This is a genomic window from Micromonospora sp. NPDC005707 (assembly GCF_040631005.1).
Taxonomy (GTDB): domain Bacteria; phylum Actinomycetota; class Actinomycetes; order Mycobacteriales; family Micromonosporaceae; genus Micromonospora.
Map to the genome: position 1 here is coordinate 281680 of NZ_JBEXYR010000005.1, position 15973 is coordinate 297652.

The window sequence follows — 15973 nt, forward strand, 5'->3', positions numbered from 1 at the left end:
GCCGAACGGCGGGTGACCTACCGCCGGTCGCTCGGGCGGCCTAGCCGGCGGCCGGCACCTCGACGCCGAGCACCGCCTGCTCGTCGGGGCGGTGCACCAGCACGTCGGCCAGGTAGGACTGCACCGCCTGGCGCATCCCGACGTCCCGGCCGGCCCGCTCGGAGAGCAGCCACTTGTGCTCGATGATCTGGGCGAACAGCTCCTGCGGCTCCAACTTGCGGCGCAGGTGCGCCGGCACCGCCCGGACCACCGGCTCGAACACCTCGGTCAGCCAGCGGTGCGCGGCCTGCTGCTCGTCGGTCAGGTCGCTCTCCACCCGGTACGCGTCCAGGTCGTTGAGGAGCTTGCGGGCCTGGTTCTCCTCGGCGTCCAGGCCGGTGAGCCGGAGCAGCCGCCGCGTGTGGTAGCCGGCGTCGACCACCTTGGGCCGGACCAGGTAGCGCCCGTTGTCGACGGTCGACATGGCCACCTCGGCGACGTCGAAGCCCAGCTCGTTGAGGCGGCGGATGCGGCCCTCGATGTCGTGCCGGGCCTCCCGCTCGATCTGCTGCTCGTAGGTGATCTCGTGCCAGAGCCGCTCGTAGCGCCGCACGACCTCCTCGCACACCACCTCGGGGTCGATCGACTCGTGCAGCAGGCCGGCGGCCTGGAGGTCCAGCGCCTCGCCGAAGATGTTGACCCGGGCGATCTCCAGGTCCTCGCCGCGCTGCCCGTTGGAGAGCGACGGGTGCAGCGCCCCGGTCTCCGCGTCGACCAGGTAGGCGGCGAAGGCGCCCGCGTCCCGCCGGAACAGCGTGTTCGACAACGAGCAGTCGCCCCAGAAGAAACCGGTCAGGTGCATCCGCACGATCAACGCGGCCAGCGCGTCCAGCAGCCGGTTCATCGTCTCCGGGCGCAACGTGTTGGAGAACAGCGCCCGGTAGGGCAGCGAGAACTGCAGGTGCCGGGTGATCAGCACCGGGTCGAGGGGCTCGCCGTCGTCGGTCTGCCGGTCGGCCACGATCGCGATCGCCTCCACCGAGGGGAAGTCGATCCGCTCCAACGCCCGGAGCAGGTCGTACTCCCGTTCGGCGACCCGCTCGCCGGTCTCCTTGACCGCGTAGACGTAGCCACCGAGCCGGACGAAACGCACGATGTGCCGCGAAATGCCCTGGGGCAGCGCCACCAGGTGCTCGGCAGGCCACTCCTCCAGCGGGGTCGACCAGGGAAGGTCGAGCAGCGCCGGGTCGACGAGGGCCGAGGTGATCCGCACGGCCACAAGTGTGACCGCTCACCCGGCGGAGCGCTTCCCTTCGTGGGCCGGCACACAGCCGCCGACGCCCGCACCGGCCGGCGCCGCGGGCGGCCGGTAGCGTGGTCGCGTGCGGGAGACCACGGGGGTACGCCGGAAGCCGCGGCTCCGGCCCGTCCGGCCGGCCGGCTGGTGGTGGGACGGGCTGCTGCTCGCCGCCCTGGTGGCGCTCACCGTGGCGCTGGCCGAGGGACACCTCTTCGGGCTCGACCGGGCCGTCGCCGACTGGTCCGCCGCGCACCGGCCGACCGCCGCCCGGTGGGCTGCCATGGGGCTCAACCTGCTCGGCCAGGGCACCCCGCTGACCCTGCTCGCGGCCGGGCTCGGCGTGCTGCTGGCGGTCCGGCTCCGCTCGGTCCGCCCGGTGCTGCCGCCGGTGACCGCGTTCGTGCTCACCTACCTGACCATCGGGCCGTTGAAGGTGTGGACCGCGCGGCCGGCGCCGAGCGCCAGCGTGAAGGAGCCGTTCCTGACGCCCGACCAGACCCTGCCGCTGTTCCAGCAGGACCTGCCGGTGCGCTTCGCCCAGTCCTACCCGTCGGGGCACGTGGCCAACGCGATCGTCTGGTACGGCGTGCTCGCCCTGCTGCTGGCCCCGCTGCTGCGCACCTTCGGCCGGACCATGCCGCCCCGGCTGGTCACCGTGGTCCGGGTGGTGCCGCCGCTCGTGGTCTTCTGCACCACCATCTACCTGGGCTGGCACTGGCTGACCGACTCGGTCGCCGGGCTGATGCTCGGCCTGCTGCTGGACCGGCTGCTGCGCCGGGTGCCCTGGGACGATCTGCCGTTGCCCGGCCCGCTGCGCCATCGGGACCGCCCGTTCACCTCCATCCCCTAACCTGCGCTGGTGGCTGAACTGGCGCGCCGGCTGGGCGTACGCGACGCGGTCGTCATCGGGCTGGGGTCGATGCTCGGCGCGGGCGTCTTCGTGGTCTTCGCCCCCGCCGCGGCGGCGGCCGGGGGCGCCGGCCTGCTGGCCGCGCTGGCCGTCGCCGGCTTCATCGCCTTCTGCAACGCGACCAGCTCGGCCCGCCTCGCCGCCCGCTACCCGGAGTCCGGCGGCACCTACGTCTACGGCCGGGAGCGGCTGCACCCGTTCGCCGGGTTCCTCGCCGGCTGGGGCTTCGTGATCGGCAAGACCGCGAGCTGCGCGGCCATGGCGCTGACCATCGGGGCGTACCTCTGGCCGGGGCGGGCGCGGCTCGTCGCCGTCCTCGCGGTGGTGGCGGTGACCGCCGTGAACCTGCGCGGGGTGGGCAAGACCGCGACGGCCACGCGGGTGCTGGTCGGCGTGGTGCTCACCGTGCTGGCCGTGGTGGCGGTGACCGGCACGCCGCACGTGGAGGCGGCCCGGCTGGCGGGCTTCGCCGACACCGGCGTCCGGGGCGTGCTCACGGCCGCCGGCCTGCTCTTCTTCGCCTTCGCCGGTTACGCCCGGATCGCCACCCTCGGCGAGGAGGTCCGCGACCCGGAACGCACCGTCCCGCGAGCGGTGCCGCTGGCGCTCGGCGTGGTGCTGGCGATCTACCTGGTGCTGGCCGTGGTGGCCCTCGGGGTGCTGGGCCAGCAGCGGCTGGCCACCTCCACCGCGCCGCTGGCCGAGGTGGTGACCGCCGCCGGGCTGCCCGGCCTGGCCTGGCTGGTCCGGGCCGGGGCGACCGTGGCGGTGACCGGGGTGCTGCTCTCCCTGCTCGCCGGGATCGGCCGGACCACGCTGGCGATGGCCCGCCGCCGGGACCTGCCGGGCGCCCTGGCCGCGGTGCACCCGCGCCACCGCGTGCCACACCGGGCCGAGCTGGCCGTGGCCGCCGTGGTGATCGTCGTGGTGGCCCTGGCCGACGTACGGGGCGCCATCGGCTTCTCCAGCTGCACGGTGCTGGTCTACTACGCGATCGCCAACGCCTCGGCGCTCACCCTGGGCCGGGATCCGGCCCGGAAGCTGCCGGTGCAGCTCCTGGCCGTGCTGGGGCTGGTCGGCTGCCTGCTGCTCGCGGTCAACCTGCCGGTCGCCAGCGTGCTCAGCGGCTTCGGCGTGCTCGCCCTCGGCGCGCTCTGGTACGCCCTCCGCCACGCCACCCGCACGACCTGAATCCGGTCACTCGTCCGGTTGGCGGGGGGCGGGCGCGCCGGCCGGGGCGGGCGGTGGCACCGGCGTGGTCTCCCGGAGCAGGGCGGTCAGCCCGGCCCGCCGGGCCACCACGGTCAGCCGGTCCCCCGCGTGGATCACCATGCGCGGATCGGTCGACCACTCCGTCTTCTGCCCGGCCCGGGTGTGGGCCAGCAGGCGGACCTCGCCGGGGCGTGCCACCGCGGCGAGCGGCCGGCCGTCGAGCGGGGAGCCGGCCACCACCGGCACCTCGGTGACCAGCAGCGCGTGCCGGTCGACCGGGATGGTGGCGATCACCGCGCGGTCCAGCATGGCCGCCGCGAACGCCGGCGCGGCCAGGTACGACACGCTGCGCGAGATGCCGATGCCGAACGCCTGCTGGATGCGCTCGGCGAAGTCGCCGTCGAAGAGGCGCAGCACCACCCGCAGGTCGGGGTCGAGGGAGCGGGCGTTGAGCGCGGCGCGGAGGTTGATCCCGTCGTCGGTGGAGACGACCACGAGCGCCTGGCTGGTGTCGACGGAGGCGGCCCGCAGGGTCTCCTCCTGACCGGCGTCCCCGACGATCAGCGGCACGCCGAGCCGGTGCGCCAGCGGCGCGCCGCGCGCGTCCGGGTTCTTGTCGATGGCCACCACCTCGACCCCGAAGTCGTGCAGCTGGGCCATCACCCGGGTGCCGATGTTGCCCAGCCCCACCACCACCACGTGCCCGGACCGGTCGGGCTGGATCCGGCCGGCGTGCAGGGCGAGCCGGGCGTTGACGATGCCGTCGACCACGGCGGCCGTGATCAGCGGGATCAGCGCCAGCCCGGCCAGGTTGAGCACCACCTGCATGATCTGGGCGGCGAGCGGCTTGTTGACGTCCGGGTCCTGCCCGCTGAGGGTGGTGACGAGCGTCAGGTACAGCGCCTCGGACCAGGTCACGTCGGCCGCCCGGGCGTTGAGCCAGCCGAGCACGGCGATCACCGCCAGCAGTACGAGGACGGCCACGCCGATCTTGCGGGTGGCGAAGCTGCGGAGCGCCCGGAGCAGCACCGCGACCGGCTGCCGGCGACGGCGGGCCCGGACCAGCCGGCGGGCGGCCAGCTCGGTGCCGGGCGGCCGGCCGGTCGCCTCGGCCAGCACCACGTCGGCGGAGGCCTCGTCGGCGGGCAGCACCCGGACGAGGTCCGGGTCGCCTGTGACGGCCAGCCCGCTGACCACGTCCTGCGGGCGTACGTCGGTTCGGCGGGCCACGTAGAGGGTGCGGCCGGCGTGCCGGAAGTGCGTCGGGGCCAGCTCACCCAGGGCGGCGGCCACGAAGGCCGGGGCGGAGATCGAGGCGTCGGACAGCACCGCCGAGTCGGGGAAGAGCTGCCGCACGCCGTTGGCCAGGCTGGTGTTGAACATCCGGACCACCAGGCGCAGCCGGGGCTCGACCTCCTGGGCGCAGAGCGCGGCGTGCATGTTGCCCACGTCGTCCTGGTGCAGCAGGGCCAGCCCGTCCGCCCCGGCCAGCCCGGCCCGGCGGAAGGTGGCCTCGTCGAGCCGGTCGGCCCGGACGACCTGGACGCCCGGGAGGTCCCGCCCGTCGGGCCCCTCGGAGCGGCGGCGCTCGGGCACGACCAGGGTCACCCGGACCCGGCCCGCCGGAGGGTCGGTGGCGAGCAGGGAACGGACCACCCAGTAGGCCAACGGGTCCGAACCGCAGACCACGTAGTGCGGACGGACGTCACCGTTCATCTTGAGCCGCCATCCGGTCGCCCGGCGCGCGCGGTCGCGGAGGGGCTCGGCCATGCCCGGATCGTAGTCAGTCGCTCGCAGCGCGCGCAGCCCCCTCGATCATGAACGCATGGCGCCCGCCAGTACGGGTAGAGCACCGGCATGCAGACGTTCCTGCCGTATCCGGACTTCATGGCCAGCGCCCGGACGCTGGACCAGAAGCGGCTGGGCAAGCAGCGGGTGGAGACCATCCAGGTGCTGCGCGGGCTGACCCGGCCGGACTACGGCTGGCGCAACCACCCGGCGGTGAAGATGTGGGCCGGGTACGAGGAGGCGCTAACCCGGTACGGCCTGGACATGTGCGCCGTGTGGTGCGAGCCGGGACGGGCGGACACCTGCGCGGCCACCATGGCCACCGACCTGGCCTCCGCCTGCGGCATCACCCTCATCCGCACCCAGGCGGAGCTGGCGGAGGCCGGCGAGCTGCCGCCCTGGCTGGGCCGGGACGACCTGCACCTCAGCCACCGGTCGTCGCTGCTGCGCAAGGACCCGGCGCACTACGGCCCCCAGTTCGGCGACGTCCCGCCCGACCTGGAGTACGTCTGGCCGGCGTCGGACCGGCCGCGCCGCTGTCTGCTGCCGCCCGCCGGGTGACCGGGCAGACTGGAGGCTCCCGTCGGGTCGGAGGTGCGCGTGGCACTGTCGCGAGTGGTCGGCCGGCTCATCGGCGTACGCCGGCACCTGGTGGACCCGGGCGGCGGTGGCGCCCCGCGCGTGCCGCGGCCGGTGCGGGCGGTGGTGGTCGGCGGCGGCATCGCCGGCATGTCCGCGGCCGTGGTGCTGGCCGAACGCGGCGTCGGGGTGACCGTGCTGGAGGCCGCGCCGCACCTGGGCGGCCGGCTCGGCGCCTGGCCGGAGGAGCTGCCGGACGGCGCCCAGCGCAACGAGCACGGCTTCCACGCCTTCTTCCGCCAGTACTGGAACTGGCGGAACATCCTGCGCCGGGCCGACCCCACCCTGGGCTTCCTCAAGCCGGTGCCCGGCTACCCGATCCTCTCCGCGCAGTGGCCGGCCGAGGAGTTCGGGCGGCTGCCGCCCGCGCCGCCGGCCAACCTGCTCGCCCTGCTGCTGCGCAGCCCGAGCGTGCGCCTGACCGACCTGCGGGCGATGGACCGGGACGCGGCGCTGCCGCTGCTGGCCTACGACCCGGTGCGCACCTACGCCGAGTTCGACACCCGGACCGCCGACGAGCTGCTCACCTCGCTGCGGCTGCCGGACCGGGCCCGGGCCATGCTCTTCGAGGTCTTCTCGCACTCGTTCTTCAACCACGAGGCGGAGATGTCGGCCGCCGAGATGATCGCCCAGTTCCACTTCTACCTGCTCGGCAACCCGGAGGGGCTGGCCTTCGACTGCCCGGACCGGGACTACGCGACCGCGATCTGGGAGCCGCTCACCCGGCACGTCGAGCGGCACGGCGCCCGCGTCCGCACCGGCACGGCCGCCGCCCGGCTGGACCGGACGCCGGACGGCTGGCGGGTGACCACCGCCGGCGGTGACGCCCACGAGGCCGGTCACGTGGTGCTGGCCGTCGACCCGCCCGCGCTCGCCGCGCTGGTCGCCGCCTCTCCCAGCCTGCTCGCGGCGGCGCCCGGGCTGGTGGCGCGGATGCCCGCGTTCGGCCGGCCCGGCCCCCCGTACGCCGTGGCGCGCTACTGGATGGACGGCGACGTGCGGCCGGACCGGGCCGTGTTCAGCGGGGTGTCCCGGCAGCCCACCCTGGACTCGGTGACCCTCTACCACCGGCTGGAGGACGAGCCGCGACGCTGGGCGCGGCGGATTGGCGGCTCGGTGGTCGAGCTGCACGCGTACGCCTGCGAGCCGGACGTGCCGGCCGGCGAGCTGGCCGAGCGGATGCGGACCGAGTTGATCGGGCTCTGGCCGGAAGCGGCCGGCCTGCGGGTACGCGACCTGCGTGCCCGGGTGGAGGCGCAGGCCCCCGCGTTCACCCCGGGCAGCCACGCGGACCGGCCGGGGGTGCGCACCGACGCGGACGGCCTCTACCTGGCCGGCGACGGGATCCGCACGGCGTTCCCGAGCGCGCTCATGGAACGGTCGGCGGCCACCGGGATCGTGGCGGCCAACCACATCCTGCGGGCGGAGGGGGCGGCGGCCGAGCCGGTCCACTCGGTCCGCCCACGGGGCCTGCTGGCCGGGCGGTAAGGAAGGGCACTCTCGCAGTTTGGGGCAGCGCCGGAGGGATCGAAATGCGTTGCCCGACTTTCCGGCGTGGATCTACCGTGAGCGCGCAAGGTCAACCACCGCTCCGGGAGCCGTCGATGTCGCTGCGACACGCCACCACGATGCCGTCGTGGCTGCTCAGCGACGGTTGCCGAGCCGAAGGTCCCCGTGCCGGGTGGCCCGACTGAACGCGCCTGCGCGTCCGCGTCGCCGCCGCCCGTCCACACCGGACCGGGCGGCTTTTTGCTGCCGTACCACCGATGCCGTAACCACCGATCGGGAAGGGAGAGCCCGGTGGACGCCGTCCTCGTCATCAACGCCGACCTCGGCCCGCTGCACCGGGTCACCGTCCAGCACGCGATCCGGATGCTCTGCCGGCGGGTCGCCGAGATCCACGAGGCCGAGCCGGACCAGGTCATCGGGGTCTTCCCGATGCCGCGGGTGGTCCGCCTCGTCAGGTACGTGGTGACCCGCTGGCGGTTCAACGCCGGCCCGGCCTGGTCCCGCGGCGGGGTGCTGCGCCGCGACGGCCGGCGGTGCGCCTACTGCGACGGCCCGGCCAGCACGATCGACCACATCCTGCCCCGCTCGCGCGGTGGCCGGAACACCTGGGGGAACACCACCGCCGCCTGCTACGGGTGCAACCAGCGCAAGGGCGACCGGACCCCGGCCGAGGCGGGCATGCCGCTGCGGCGGGAGCCGGTGACGCCGAGCTGGGCCTCGCTGGCGCGGTGACGGACGACCGGCGGGCACAGGGGGTCGCGTCGGAGGTACGCCTCCGGCGCGGCGCCCGCCGGTCCCCCGTCAGCCAACCCCCGGTGGGGTCCAGTCGAAGCGCGGCGGCCGGCGTTCGGTGACCGCCGCGATCCCCTCGCGGGCCTCGCCGCTCTCCCGGACCTGCCCGTGCCACCAGGCGATGCGATCGTCGTCGGCGCGCCCGTCGACGATCTCCTTGGCCGCCGCCACGGTGAGCCGGGAACGCTCGGCGATGGTGGCGGTCAGCGCCGCCACCCGCGCCGGGAGCCCGTCGGCCGGCAGCACCTCGTCGACGAGCCCGATCCGCAGCGCCCGCTCGGCGTCGACCAGCTCGCCGGTGAACAGCAGATGCTTGGCCGCGGACGGCCCGACCAGCCGGGCCAGCCGCCGGGTGGTCGGCGCCGGATAGACCAGACCCAACCGCGCCGGGGGTACGCCGAACCGGGCGTCCGCCGCGGCGAGGCGCAGGTCGCAGGCGACGGCGAGCTGGCAGCCACCGCCCACGCAGGCGCCCTCGATCGCGGCCACGGTGGGCCGGCCGAACGCGGCCAGCCGCTCCTCGGCGGCCACCGCGATGCTGCCGTCACCGGCCTCCAACAGCTCGTCCAGGTCACCCAGGTCGGCCCCGGCGCAGAAGGTGCCGCCCGCGCCGGTGAGCACCAGCACGCGCACCGCCGGGTCCGCCTCCAGGCCGTCGAGCAGCACCGGAAGCTGCCGCCACATCGCCGGCGTCATGGCGTTGCGGCGCGCCGGGTTCCGGATCACCACGGTCGCCACCGGTCCGCTCACCGTCACGGTCAGCTCCGCGTCCGACATGTCTCCCCCTCGCGCCGCCGGTCCTGTCGCGACCGTAACGGGCGGGGCCCGGCGACCACCCGCGTGGGGTGGCCGCCGGGCCCCGGGGTCGGGCGGTCAGGTCAGGAGACGTTGACCGCGGTGTCGTCGACCACGAAGGAGGTCTGCAGTGAGGCGTCCTCGGTGCCGGTGAACTTCAGGGTGACGGTCTGGCCGGCGTACGAGGCCAGCGAGAAGGACTTCTGGCTGTACCCGGTGGCCTTGTTCAGGTTCGAGTAGGTCGCCAGGGTCGCCAGCACGCTGCCGGACGAGTTGAGCACCTGCACGGTCAGCTTGTCGTACTGCACGCTGGTGGTGGTCTCGGCCGAGTCGATGTGCAGCCAGAAGGTGAAGTTGTAGGAGGTGCAGCCGCTCGGCAGGCTCACCGACTGGGAGAGCGTGTCGGTGTGGGTGCTGCCGTAGCCGTCCAGCCAGGCGTTCCAGGTGCCGGTACGCGGCGGCTGGCCGCTGGAGCCGTACTGGCCGATGACGCCCGAGCTGGACGTCCAGACCGTCCGGCCCGACTCGAAGCCCGGGTTGCCGAGCTTCTGGCCGGCCCCGGTGCAGCCACCGCCGGTGCCGTTCACGGTCAGCGTGTACGTCGCGGTCTTCGTGCCCGACGTCGCGCTGCCGCTCACCGACACCGAGTAGGTGCCGGCCGGGGTGCTCGCCGAGGTGGCGATGGTGAGCGTGGACGAGCCGCCCGAGGTCACCGAGGACGGGCTGAACGACGCGGTCGCGCCGCTCGGCAGGCCCGAGGCGGAGAACGTCACGGTCTGCGCGGTCCCGCTGGTGGTGGCGGTGGCGACGGTGGTGGAGGTGGAACCGCCCGCGGTCACCGAGCCGGAGGTCGGGGAGAGCGAGACGGAGAAGTCGTTGCCGGTGGAGCTGCAGGGGGCGTCGTTGCCGGCCACGTTCACCGCGGTCCACGCCGCCTGGACGGTCTTGTACTCGGTGGAGCAGTTGCCGTACAGGTCGGTCGCCGCCCGGAGGGTGTAGGCGCGGGCGGTGTTCGACGGGGTGGTGGTGTTGACGTACGAGGTGTTCGAGGTGAAGTACACGTCGAGCGCCCGGTACCAGATCTTCTCCGCCTTGGCGCGACCGATGCCGGTCACCGCCGGCGCCGAGCCGCAGACCGGCGACGTGCCGTAGGCGGTGGAGCCGGTGCCCTCGGCGAGGTTGAAGTAGAAGTGGTTGGCCACGCCGGAGGAGTAGTGCACGTCCTTGTTCTTCGTGCTGGTGCTCCAGCAGGAGTCGGACGAGCCGTCCAGCGACGGGTTGTACATGTAGCGCAGCGGCGTACCGTTGCCGTTGATGTTGATCTTCTCGCCGACCTGGTAGTCACCCGGGTCGCTCGGCGCGGCGGCGTAGAACTCCACCATGTTGCCGAAGATGTCGCTGGTGGCCTCGTTGAGACCACCGGGCTCACCGGAGTAGACGAGGCCGGAGAGGGCCTCCGTGACACCGTGGCTCATCTCGTGCCCGGCGACGTCGAGCGAGACCAGCGGGCGGGAGTTGCCCGAGCCGTCGCCGTAGGTCATCTGGGCGCCGTCCCAGAAGGCGTTGACGTAGTTGCTGCCGTAGTGCACCCGGCTCGGCACGCCCGCGCCGTTGCCGAAGATGCCGTTGCGGCCGTGGATGTTCTTGAAGTAGTCGAAGGTCTTCGCGGCGCCGAAGTGGGCGTCGACCCCGGCGGACTGCCGGTTCGAGTTGGTGCCGTTGCCCCAGTTGTTGTCGGGGTCGGTGAAGGTGGTGCAGGTGCCGCCCGTGCTGTTGTTCATGTCGCAGGTGCGGCCGTTGCCGTGCGACGGGTCCACCATCTGGTAGGTGCTGCCGGAGAGCGTCGTGTCGATGCTGACCGTGCCGGTGTAGATGCCCTGGCCGCTGCCGACCACCGTCACGATCTCGTCGTAGGAGCCGATCACCTTGCCGGTGGTCGCGTCCGTGACGACGTGCAGCTTGGACGGCGTCTGCTTGTCCGCCTGCCAGCCGGTGGCGACGGTCTCCCAGGCCAGCCGGCCCTTGCCGGAGCTGGCGTCGACGAAGAGCTCCGGGGCGCCCACCGAGGTGAGCGTGCCGGCGAACGCCTTGCGCGCGCTGGCCTTGGCCGCGGCCGCGCCCACCTTGGCGGTGGTGCCCAGCGTGAGCGGCGCGGCCAGGCCGACCGACGTCCCGGCCATCGTCCCGTTCGGGGCGGTGTGGATGACGAAGTCCCCGCCGTAGACGCGCAGGCCGTGGTAGGTCCGGGCGTAGCGGGTGTGGGTGGCCCCGGAGGCGTCGACCTTCGTGCGGACGACCTGGTACGCCTCACCGGCGGCACCCTGGACGGCACCGGGGTTGGCGCGGAGCAGGCTCTCCGCCCGGGCTGCGGCGGCGGACTCGGGGGACGGGGCGCTCGGGGTTGCCGCGTGCGCCGTGGTGGTGACGCAGGCCAGCACGCCGCTGGTGAGCAGCGCTGCGCTGACGGCGGCGAGAGATCTTTTCACGGGCCCTCCTGAAGGGGGGAGTTGTGACGGGGGTAGTCACTGATGTAGATATAGCGATACATCGAAGAACGTGAAAGAGGGCGGCGCTTTCCTGCCGGAGACACTGACCGTTCGGATGAGGCGGCGCAGCGTGTCGGAACCGGGTGGCCCCGCCGTGCGTCCGATCCCCATGAGAGCCACCCCCGTCGCGGCGACCCTCCTCGCCGCGCTTCTCACCCCACTGGCCGGCTGCGCCCAGGCCGGCGACGCGCCCGCGTCCGACAGCCCGGCACCGGCCATCGACGTGCCGGTGGTGCTCACGAAGTCCGGCGGCTTCGTCGGGCTCGAGGACACCGTCACGGTGCAGCCCGACGGCCGGTGGACCCGTGTCGACCGGGCCGGAGCCTCCCGCACCGGCCGGCTCAGCGACGCCGACCTCGACCGCCTGCGGCAGCTCGCCACCGACTCGCGGCTGACCGCGGAGGCCACCGCCACCGTGCCGGCGACCATGTGCGCGGACGCGTTCAGCTACCGGCTGACCGTCGGCGCCACCACCACCGGCTACGTGGACTGCCCGCCCGAGGCGACCCCGCCGCCCGCCACCGCGGCCGTGGTCGACCTGCTCACCCGCGTCACCGGCTGACGCACGCCTCCTCGGCGATCATGAGGCTGGCGGCGCCAAAAGTCCGCTTCCGCGCCGCCAACCTCACGATCGACCGCACGGTGCGGGTCAGAGGCGGTAGTGCTCCGGGAGGCCGGTGGCGCGCAGGTCCGGGGTCAGGTGGGCGACGTCGTTGAGGGCGACCAGGGCCGGCGGCACAGCGGGGGCGTAGCGGATGACGGTCAGGCCGGCGTTCTGGTGGTTCAGGCCGATCCAGCGGCGTTCCGGGGCCTCCAGCGCGTGCCGCACCAGCCAGGCGACCAGGAAGTTGTGGGTGATGACCAGCTCGCGTACGTCGCCCTCGGCGGGCGCGGTCGCGAAGCGGGCCACGGCCTCCGCCGTCACGCGCGGCCCGTCGAGTCGGTCCCGCTCGGTGAACCCGGTGAGGAAGGCCGCGTACCGCTCGGGCAGGCCGGCCGGGTCGGTGTCGTGCGGCATGTGGTCCCCGGCCCGGTCGTCCTCGTACACCGGGACACCCGGCAGTGCGGCGGCGACCAGCGCGGCGGTCTCCGCGGCGCGGCGGGCCGGCCCGTGGTGGACGGCGGCGAAATCGGTGCCGCGCAGACGCTCGCCCAGCAGCGTCGCCTGCCGGCGGCCACGCGCCGACAGGCCGGTGTCCGCCTCCTCCTCCGGCCGGTCCTGTTCGCCGTGGCGGACCAGATAGAGCAGGCGGCTGGGCATCCGGGGCACCTCCGGGGTCGGAACGAAAGGCGAGACTAGCCCTCCGCTCCCGACCCCGGGGGCCCCGCCGGTCAGGCGCGGGGGTTCATCTGGCCGATGCGGATGCGGTTGCCGAACGGGTCGCGGATCCCGAAGTCGATCCCGTACGGCCGCTCGGTCGGCTCGTCGGTGACGTCCACACCCTTCGCCACCAGGTCCTCGTACGTCTTGCGCGCGTCGTCGGTGGTCAGGCAGAGCCAGCCGCTCATCGCGCCCTTGGTCAGCAGCTCCCGGACCCGCTCGGCGGTGGCCGGGTCGAGGGCCGGCGGACCGGGCTTCTCCAGCAGGATCTCGTGCTCCGGGTCGCCCGGCACGTTGACCGTGAGCCACCGCATGAAGCCGAGGTCCTGGTCGGTGTTCACCTCGAGGCCGAGCTTGCCGACGTAGAAGTCGAGCGCCTCGTCCTGGTCGAGGACGTAGATCTGAGAGCGGGAAATCGAGGTCATCGTCATGCCTGGAACGTTAGGGCAGCCCGTTGACCTGCTGCTTATCCAAAACTGACGGGTTCTCCGGCGGCCGCGCTCGGCCGCATCCACGCCTTGGTGAAACAACTCGGCACGTTCCCCGCCGCCGCCTTGCGTCGCCGGTAGGCCGACGGCGGCTCGCCGACGATGTCGCGGAACGTCCGGCTGAACGTGCCGAGGCTGCCGAAGCCGACCAGATGGCAGATCTCGGTGACCGGCTCCTCGGTCTGCACGAGCAGGTACATGGCCCGCTCGACGCGCCGCCGTTGCAGGTAGCGGTGCGGTGTCTCGCCGAAGGTGGCCCGGAACGTGCGGATGAAGTGCGCCGGCGAGACGTGTGCGATCCGGGCCAGCGCCGGCACGTCGAGCGGCTCCGCGTACGCCCGGTCCATGGCGTCCCGGGCGCGCAGCATCGCCCGGTTCGACTCCTCGACGGCCCGGCTCACCCAACCACCAGATCCAGCTCGCGGAGCTGCTCGGGGTCGGCCACCACCTCGATGCCGATGATCCGGTCGGTGATCGTGAAGCTGAGCACGAGCCGGGTCCGGCCGTCGACGACGACCAGCGCGCCCGGCAGCCCGTCGACGAAGGCGGGGACCGCGCCCCGGGCGCGGCCGTTGAAGAAGTCCGCCACCACCGAGGAGCCCCGCGACTCGGCGGTCCCGCCCAACCGCACGGCGGCGGCGTCGGCGCGCATCACCACGTACGGATCGAGGAGGCTGACCAGGTCGTCGAAGCGACCCTCCCGGGACGCGGCGAGGAACGCCTCGACCACCCGGCGCTGGCGGGCGGGATCGGTGACCGGGTCGGCCGAGCGGGCCTGCACCCGGCGGCGGGCACGGCTGGCGATCTGCCGCACCGCGGGAGCGGTGCGGTCCACCACCGGCGCGATCTCCTCGAAGGAGACGGCGAACATGTCGTGCAGCACGAACACCAGCCGCTCGGTGGGGCCGAGGGTGGTCAGCACCACCTCCAGCGCCCGACCGACCGACTCGGCGAGCAGCGCCTCCTGCTCCGGGTCGCGCCCGCCGGCCGGCTCCCCCGCCTCGTCGGTGGCCTCCTCGTGCCGGGCGCTGGCCGAACGCAGCCGGTCCAGGCAGACCCGGCCGACCGTGGTCGTCAGCCACCCGGGCAGGTTGTCGATGGCGTCGACGTCGGCGCGGCTCAGCCGGAGCCAGGTGTCCTGCACGGCATCGTCGGCCTCGGCGGCCGAACCGAGCATCCGGTGGGCCACCGCGCGCAGCCGTGGGCGCTGCTCCTCGAAGCTGCGGACCAACAGGTCGGTGTCGCTCACGGCCTCGCCATTCCCCACGGCCTCTGGTGACCGCGGTCACATCTGTCACGCCGCCGGTCCGCGCGCCGACAACCGGATGACGGACGACGACAGCGGCCGCGCGGCGAACGCCGGCCAGCGTAACAGGACAGGACGGACGGACATGTCTCTCGAGGCTCGCATCCAGAACCCGGCGGCTCTCCTCCCCGACGCCGTGAAGGCGGTCAATTTCCTCTACAAGGCGGCGCACTCGGCCGGCGTGCCGGCAACCACCCTGGAGCTGGTCCACCTGCGGGCCAGCCAGATCAACGGGTGCAGCGCCTGCGTCGACTCCGGGGCGCGTAACGCCCGGAAGAACGGCGAGACGGAGGAGCGGCTCTTCGCGGTGGCCGTGTGGCGGGAGACGCCGTACTTCACCGACGCCGAGCGGGCCGCGCTCGCCCTGGCCGAGCACGCGACCCGGCTCGCCGACCGGCCCGACGCGGTGCCGGACGCCGTGTGGGACGAGGCGGCCCGGCACTTCGGGGAGAAGGAACTGGCGGCGCTGGTGCTCTGGATCGCCACCACCAACTTCTTCAACCGGATCAACGCCGCCACCCGGCAGCCCGCCCCGCAGAACTGGGGCTGACCGAGGACCTGCGCGGGGCGGAGGTGTGCGCACCTCCGCCCCGCACCGGGTTCAGCACGCGGCCGAACCCATGGTGGGCCGGCGGCGCCTCAGCCTCGGCGGCCGATCCGAGCCCATCGCAGCGGTCCGGTGCGGAGACCTTCGCTGGTGAGACCGTGATAGATGATCATGACAATGATGCCGAGCAGTCCGAGTAGCGGGTTCACGATCCAGCCGAGCAGCCCGGCCAGTCCGTAGAGCAGGAGGCCGGTGATCGGGCGAGCCTCCTGCGCGTGCACGTGGTCCTGGTCGACGTGGCCGGCGCGCAGCGTCGGGTGGCGGCGCAGGTAGGCGAAGAACACCAACCAGGGCGCCGACATCAGCGCCGCCGCGAGCGCGTACATGACGACAGCCACCCGCAGGTCGTCGGTGTCGCCGTCGACGAGCGCCGACGCCAGAACCGCGGTCGGAAACGGGATGATCACCACGCCGAAGAGGATGGCGATATTGATCCAGCTGAGCGCGAGGGTGGTGCCGCGGACCAGCCGCAGCAGTGCGTGGTGGTTGAGCCAGAGGACGCCGATGTAGACGAACGACACCACGAACGCCAGGTAGGACGGGCCCTCCCTGAGGAGTGACGCGAGCAGCTCGCCCTGGTGGTATTCCGGCACCCGCAGGTCCAACACGAGCAGGGTGATGACGATGGCGAAGACACCGTCGCTGAACGCCGCCAGCCGGTTGATGTCGGCCAGGCGAGCGGGGCCTCTCGGCTGAGCCTGCTCGGGACCTGCGGACACTGCCGCACGCTAACAGCGAGGGGACCGTGGGCGGGATCGATCACCGAAACGTCCCCGTCCCG

General features: G+C 73.6%; 16 protein-coding genes. 7 read left to right on the forward strand and 9 right to left on the reverse strand.

Annotated elements, in window-relative coordinates:
- Positions 1–40: 40 nt before the first annotated feature.
- Entirely contained in the window at positions 41–1252 is a 1212-nt protein-coding gene (locus tag ABZ452_RS11875; protein WP_254334193.1) for a DUF4032 domain-containing protein, read from the reverse strand.
- A gap of 109 nt (positions 1253–1361) precedes the next feature.
- Here ABZ452_RS11875 and ABZ452_RS11880 point away from each other — a divergent pair, with 109 nt between their 5' ends.
- Together ABZ452_RS11880 and ABZ452_RS11885 are read left to right on the forward strand one after the other, a co-directional pair.
- Complete coding sequence (locus ABZ452_RS11880) at positions 1362–2129, forward strand: phosphatase PAP2 family protein (RefSeq protein WP_357941581.1); 768 nt, start codon at positions 1362–1364, stop codon at positions 2127–2129.
- Between the two features lie 9 nt (positions 2130–2138).
- Positions 2139–3380, forward strand: coding sequence for an APC family permease (locus tag ABZ452_RS11885; protein ID WP_357941583.1), 1242 nt, complete (start codon positions 2139–2141; stop codon positions 3378–3380).
- A 6-nt stretch (positions 3381–3386) separates the two neighbouring features.
- Here ABZ452_RS11885 and ABZ452_RS11890 read toward each other — a convergent pair whose 3' ends face one another.
- Positions 3387–5117 (reverse strand): NAD-binding protein, encoded by a 1731-nt coding sequence (locus ABZ452_RS11890; RefSeq protein ID WP_357941991.1) that lies wholly within the window; start codon positions 5115–5117, stop codon positions 3387–3389.
- A 141-nt stretch (positions 5118–5258) separates the two neighbouring features.
- Here ABZ452_RS11890 and ABZ452_RS11895 point away from each other — a divergent pair, with 141 nt between their 5' ends.
- From ABZ452_RS11895 to ABZ452_RS11905, 3 genes are all read left to right on the forward strand, one after another.
- Positions 5259–5750, forward strand: coding sequence for an MSMEG_6728 family protein (locus ABZ452_RS11895; RefSeq protein WP_357941585.1), 492 nt, complete (start codon positions 5259–5261; stop codon positions 5748–5750).
- A gap of 39 nt (positions 5751–5789) precedes the next feature.
- Positions 5790–7316: an FAD-dependent oxidoreductase gene (locus tag ABZ452_RS11900; RefSeq protein WP_357941587.1), complete on the forward strand. Its 1527-nt coding sequence runs from the start codon at positions 5790–5792 to the stop codon at positions 7314–7316.
- A 312-nt stretch (positions 7317–7628) separates the two neighbouring features.
- Positions 7629–8069 carry an HNH endonuclease gene (locus ABZ452_RS11905; RefSeq protein WP_357941589.1) on the forward strand — a complete coding sequence of 147 codons (441 nt, stop codon included), beginning with the start codon at positions 7629–7631 and terminating at the stop codon, positions 8067–8069.
- Positions 8070–8138: 69 nt separating this feature from the next.
- Here the strand turns inward: ABZ452_RS11905 and ABZ452_RS11910 are convergent, their stop codons facing one another.
- Positions 8139–8906 (reverse strand): enoyl-CoA hydratase/isomerase family protein, encoded by a 768-nt coding sequence (locus ABZ452_RS11910; RefSeq protein WP_357941591.1) that lies wholly within the window; start codon positions 8904–8906, stop codon positions 8139–8141.
- 101 nt (positions 8907–9007) lie between these two features.
- Positions 9008–11410 (reverse strand): M4 family metallopeptidase, encoded by a 2403-nt coding sequence (locus ABZ452_RS11915; RefSeq protein ID WP_357941593.1) that lies wholly within the window; start codon positions 11408–11410, stop codon positions 9008–9010.
- A 169-nt stretch (positions 11411–11579) separates the two neighbouring features.
- On the opposite strand from ABZ452_RS11915, the gene ABZ452_RS11920 reads away from it, so the two are divergent.
- Positions 11580–12032, forward strand: a complete 453-nt coding sequence (locus ABZ452_RS11920) for a protealysin inhibitor emfourin (RefSeq protein ID WP_357941595.1) — start codon at positions 11580–11582, stop codon at positions 12030–12032.
- Between the two features lie 87 nt (positions 12033–12119).
- Here ABZ452_RS11920 and ABZ452_RS11925 read toward each other — a convergent pair whose 3' ends face one another.
- From ABZ452_RS11925 to ABZ452_RS11940, 4 genes are all read right to left on the reverse strand, one after another.
- Positions 12120–12731 carry a histidine phosphatase family protein gene (locus tag ABZ452_RS11925; RefSeq protein ID WP_357941597.1) on the reverse strand — a complete coding sequence of 204 codons (612 nt, stop codon included), beginning with the start codon at positions 12729–12731 and terminating at the stop codon, positions 12120–12122.
- Between the two features lie 71 nt (positions 12732–12802).
- On the reverse strand, positions 12803–13222 hold the full coding sequence (locus tag ABZ452_RS11930) for a VOC family protein (RefSeq protein ID WP_357941599.1): 420 nt from the start codon (positions 13220–13222) through the stop codon (positions 12803–12805).
- A gap of 35 nt (positions 13223–13257) precedes the next feature.
- Positions 13258–13680: an AraC family transcriptional regulator gene (locus ABZ452_RS11935; protein ID WP_357941601.1), complete on the reverse strand. Its 423-nt coding sequence runs from the start codon at positions 13678–13680 to the stop codon at positions 13258–13260.
- The gene (locus tag ABZ452_RS11940) at positions 13677–14528 is read right to left on the reverse strand and encodes a sigma-70 family RNA polymerase sigma factor (protein WP_357941603.1); all 852 of its coding nucleotides are present in this window, start codon (positions 14526–14528) and stop codon (positions 13677–13679) included. Before ABZ452_RS11940 ends, ABZ452_RS11935 begins: the two co-directional genes overlap by 4 nt.
- A 142-nt stretch (positions 14529–14670) precedes the next feature.
- On the opposite strand from ABZ452_RS11940, the gene ABZ452_RS11945 reads away from it, so the two are divergent.
- Positions 14671–15135, forward strand: a complete 465-nt coding sequence (locus tag ABZ452_RS11945; RefSeq protein ID WP_357941605.1) for a carboxymuconolactone decarboxylase family protein — start codon at positions 14671–14673, stop codon at positions 15133–15135.
- Positions 15136–15224: 89 nt separating this feature from the next.
- Here the strand turns inward: ABZ452_RS11945 and ABZ452_RS11950 are convergent, their stop codons facing one another.
- Positions 15225–15911, reverse strand: coding sequence for a TMEM175 family protein (locus ABZ452_RS11950; RefSeq protein ID WP_357941607.1), 687 nt, complete (start codon positions 15909–15911; stop codon positions 15225–15227).
- Positions 15912–15973: the final 62 nt, after the last annotated feature.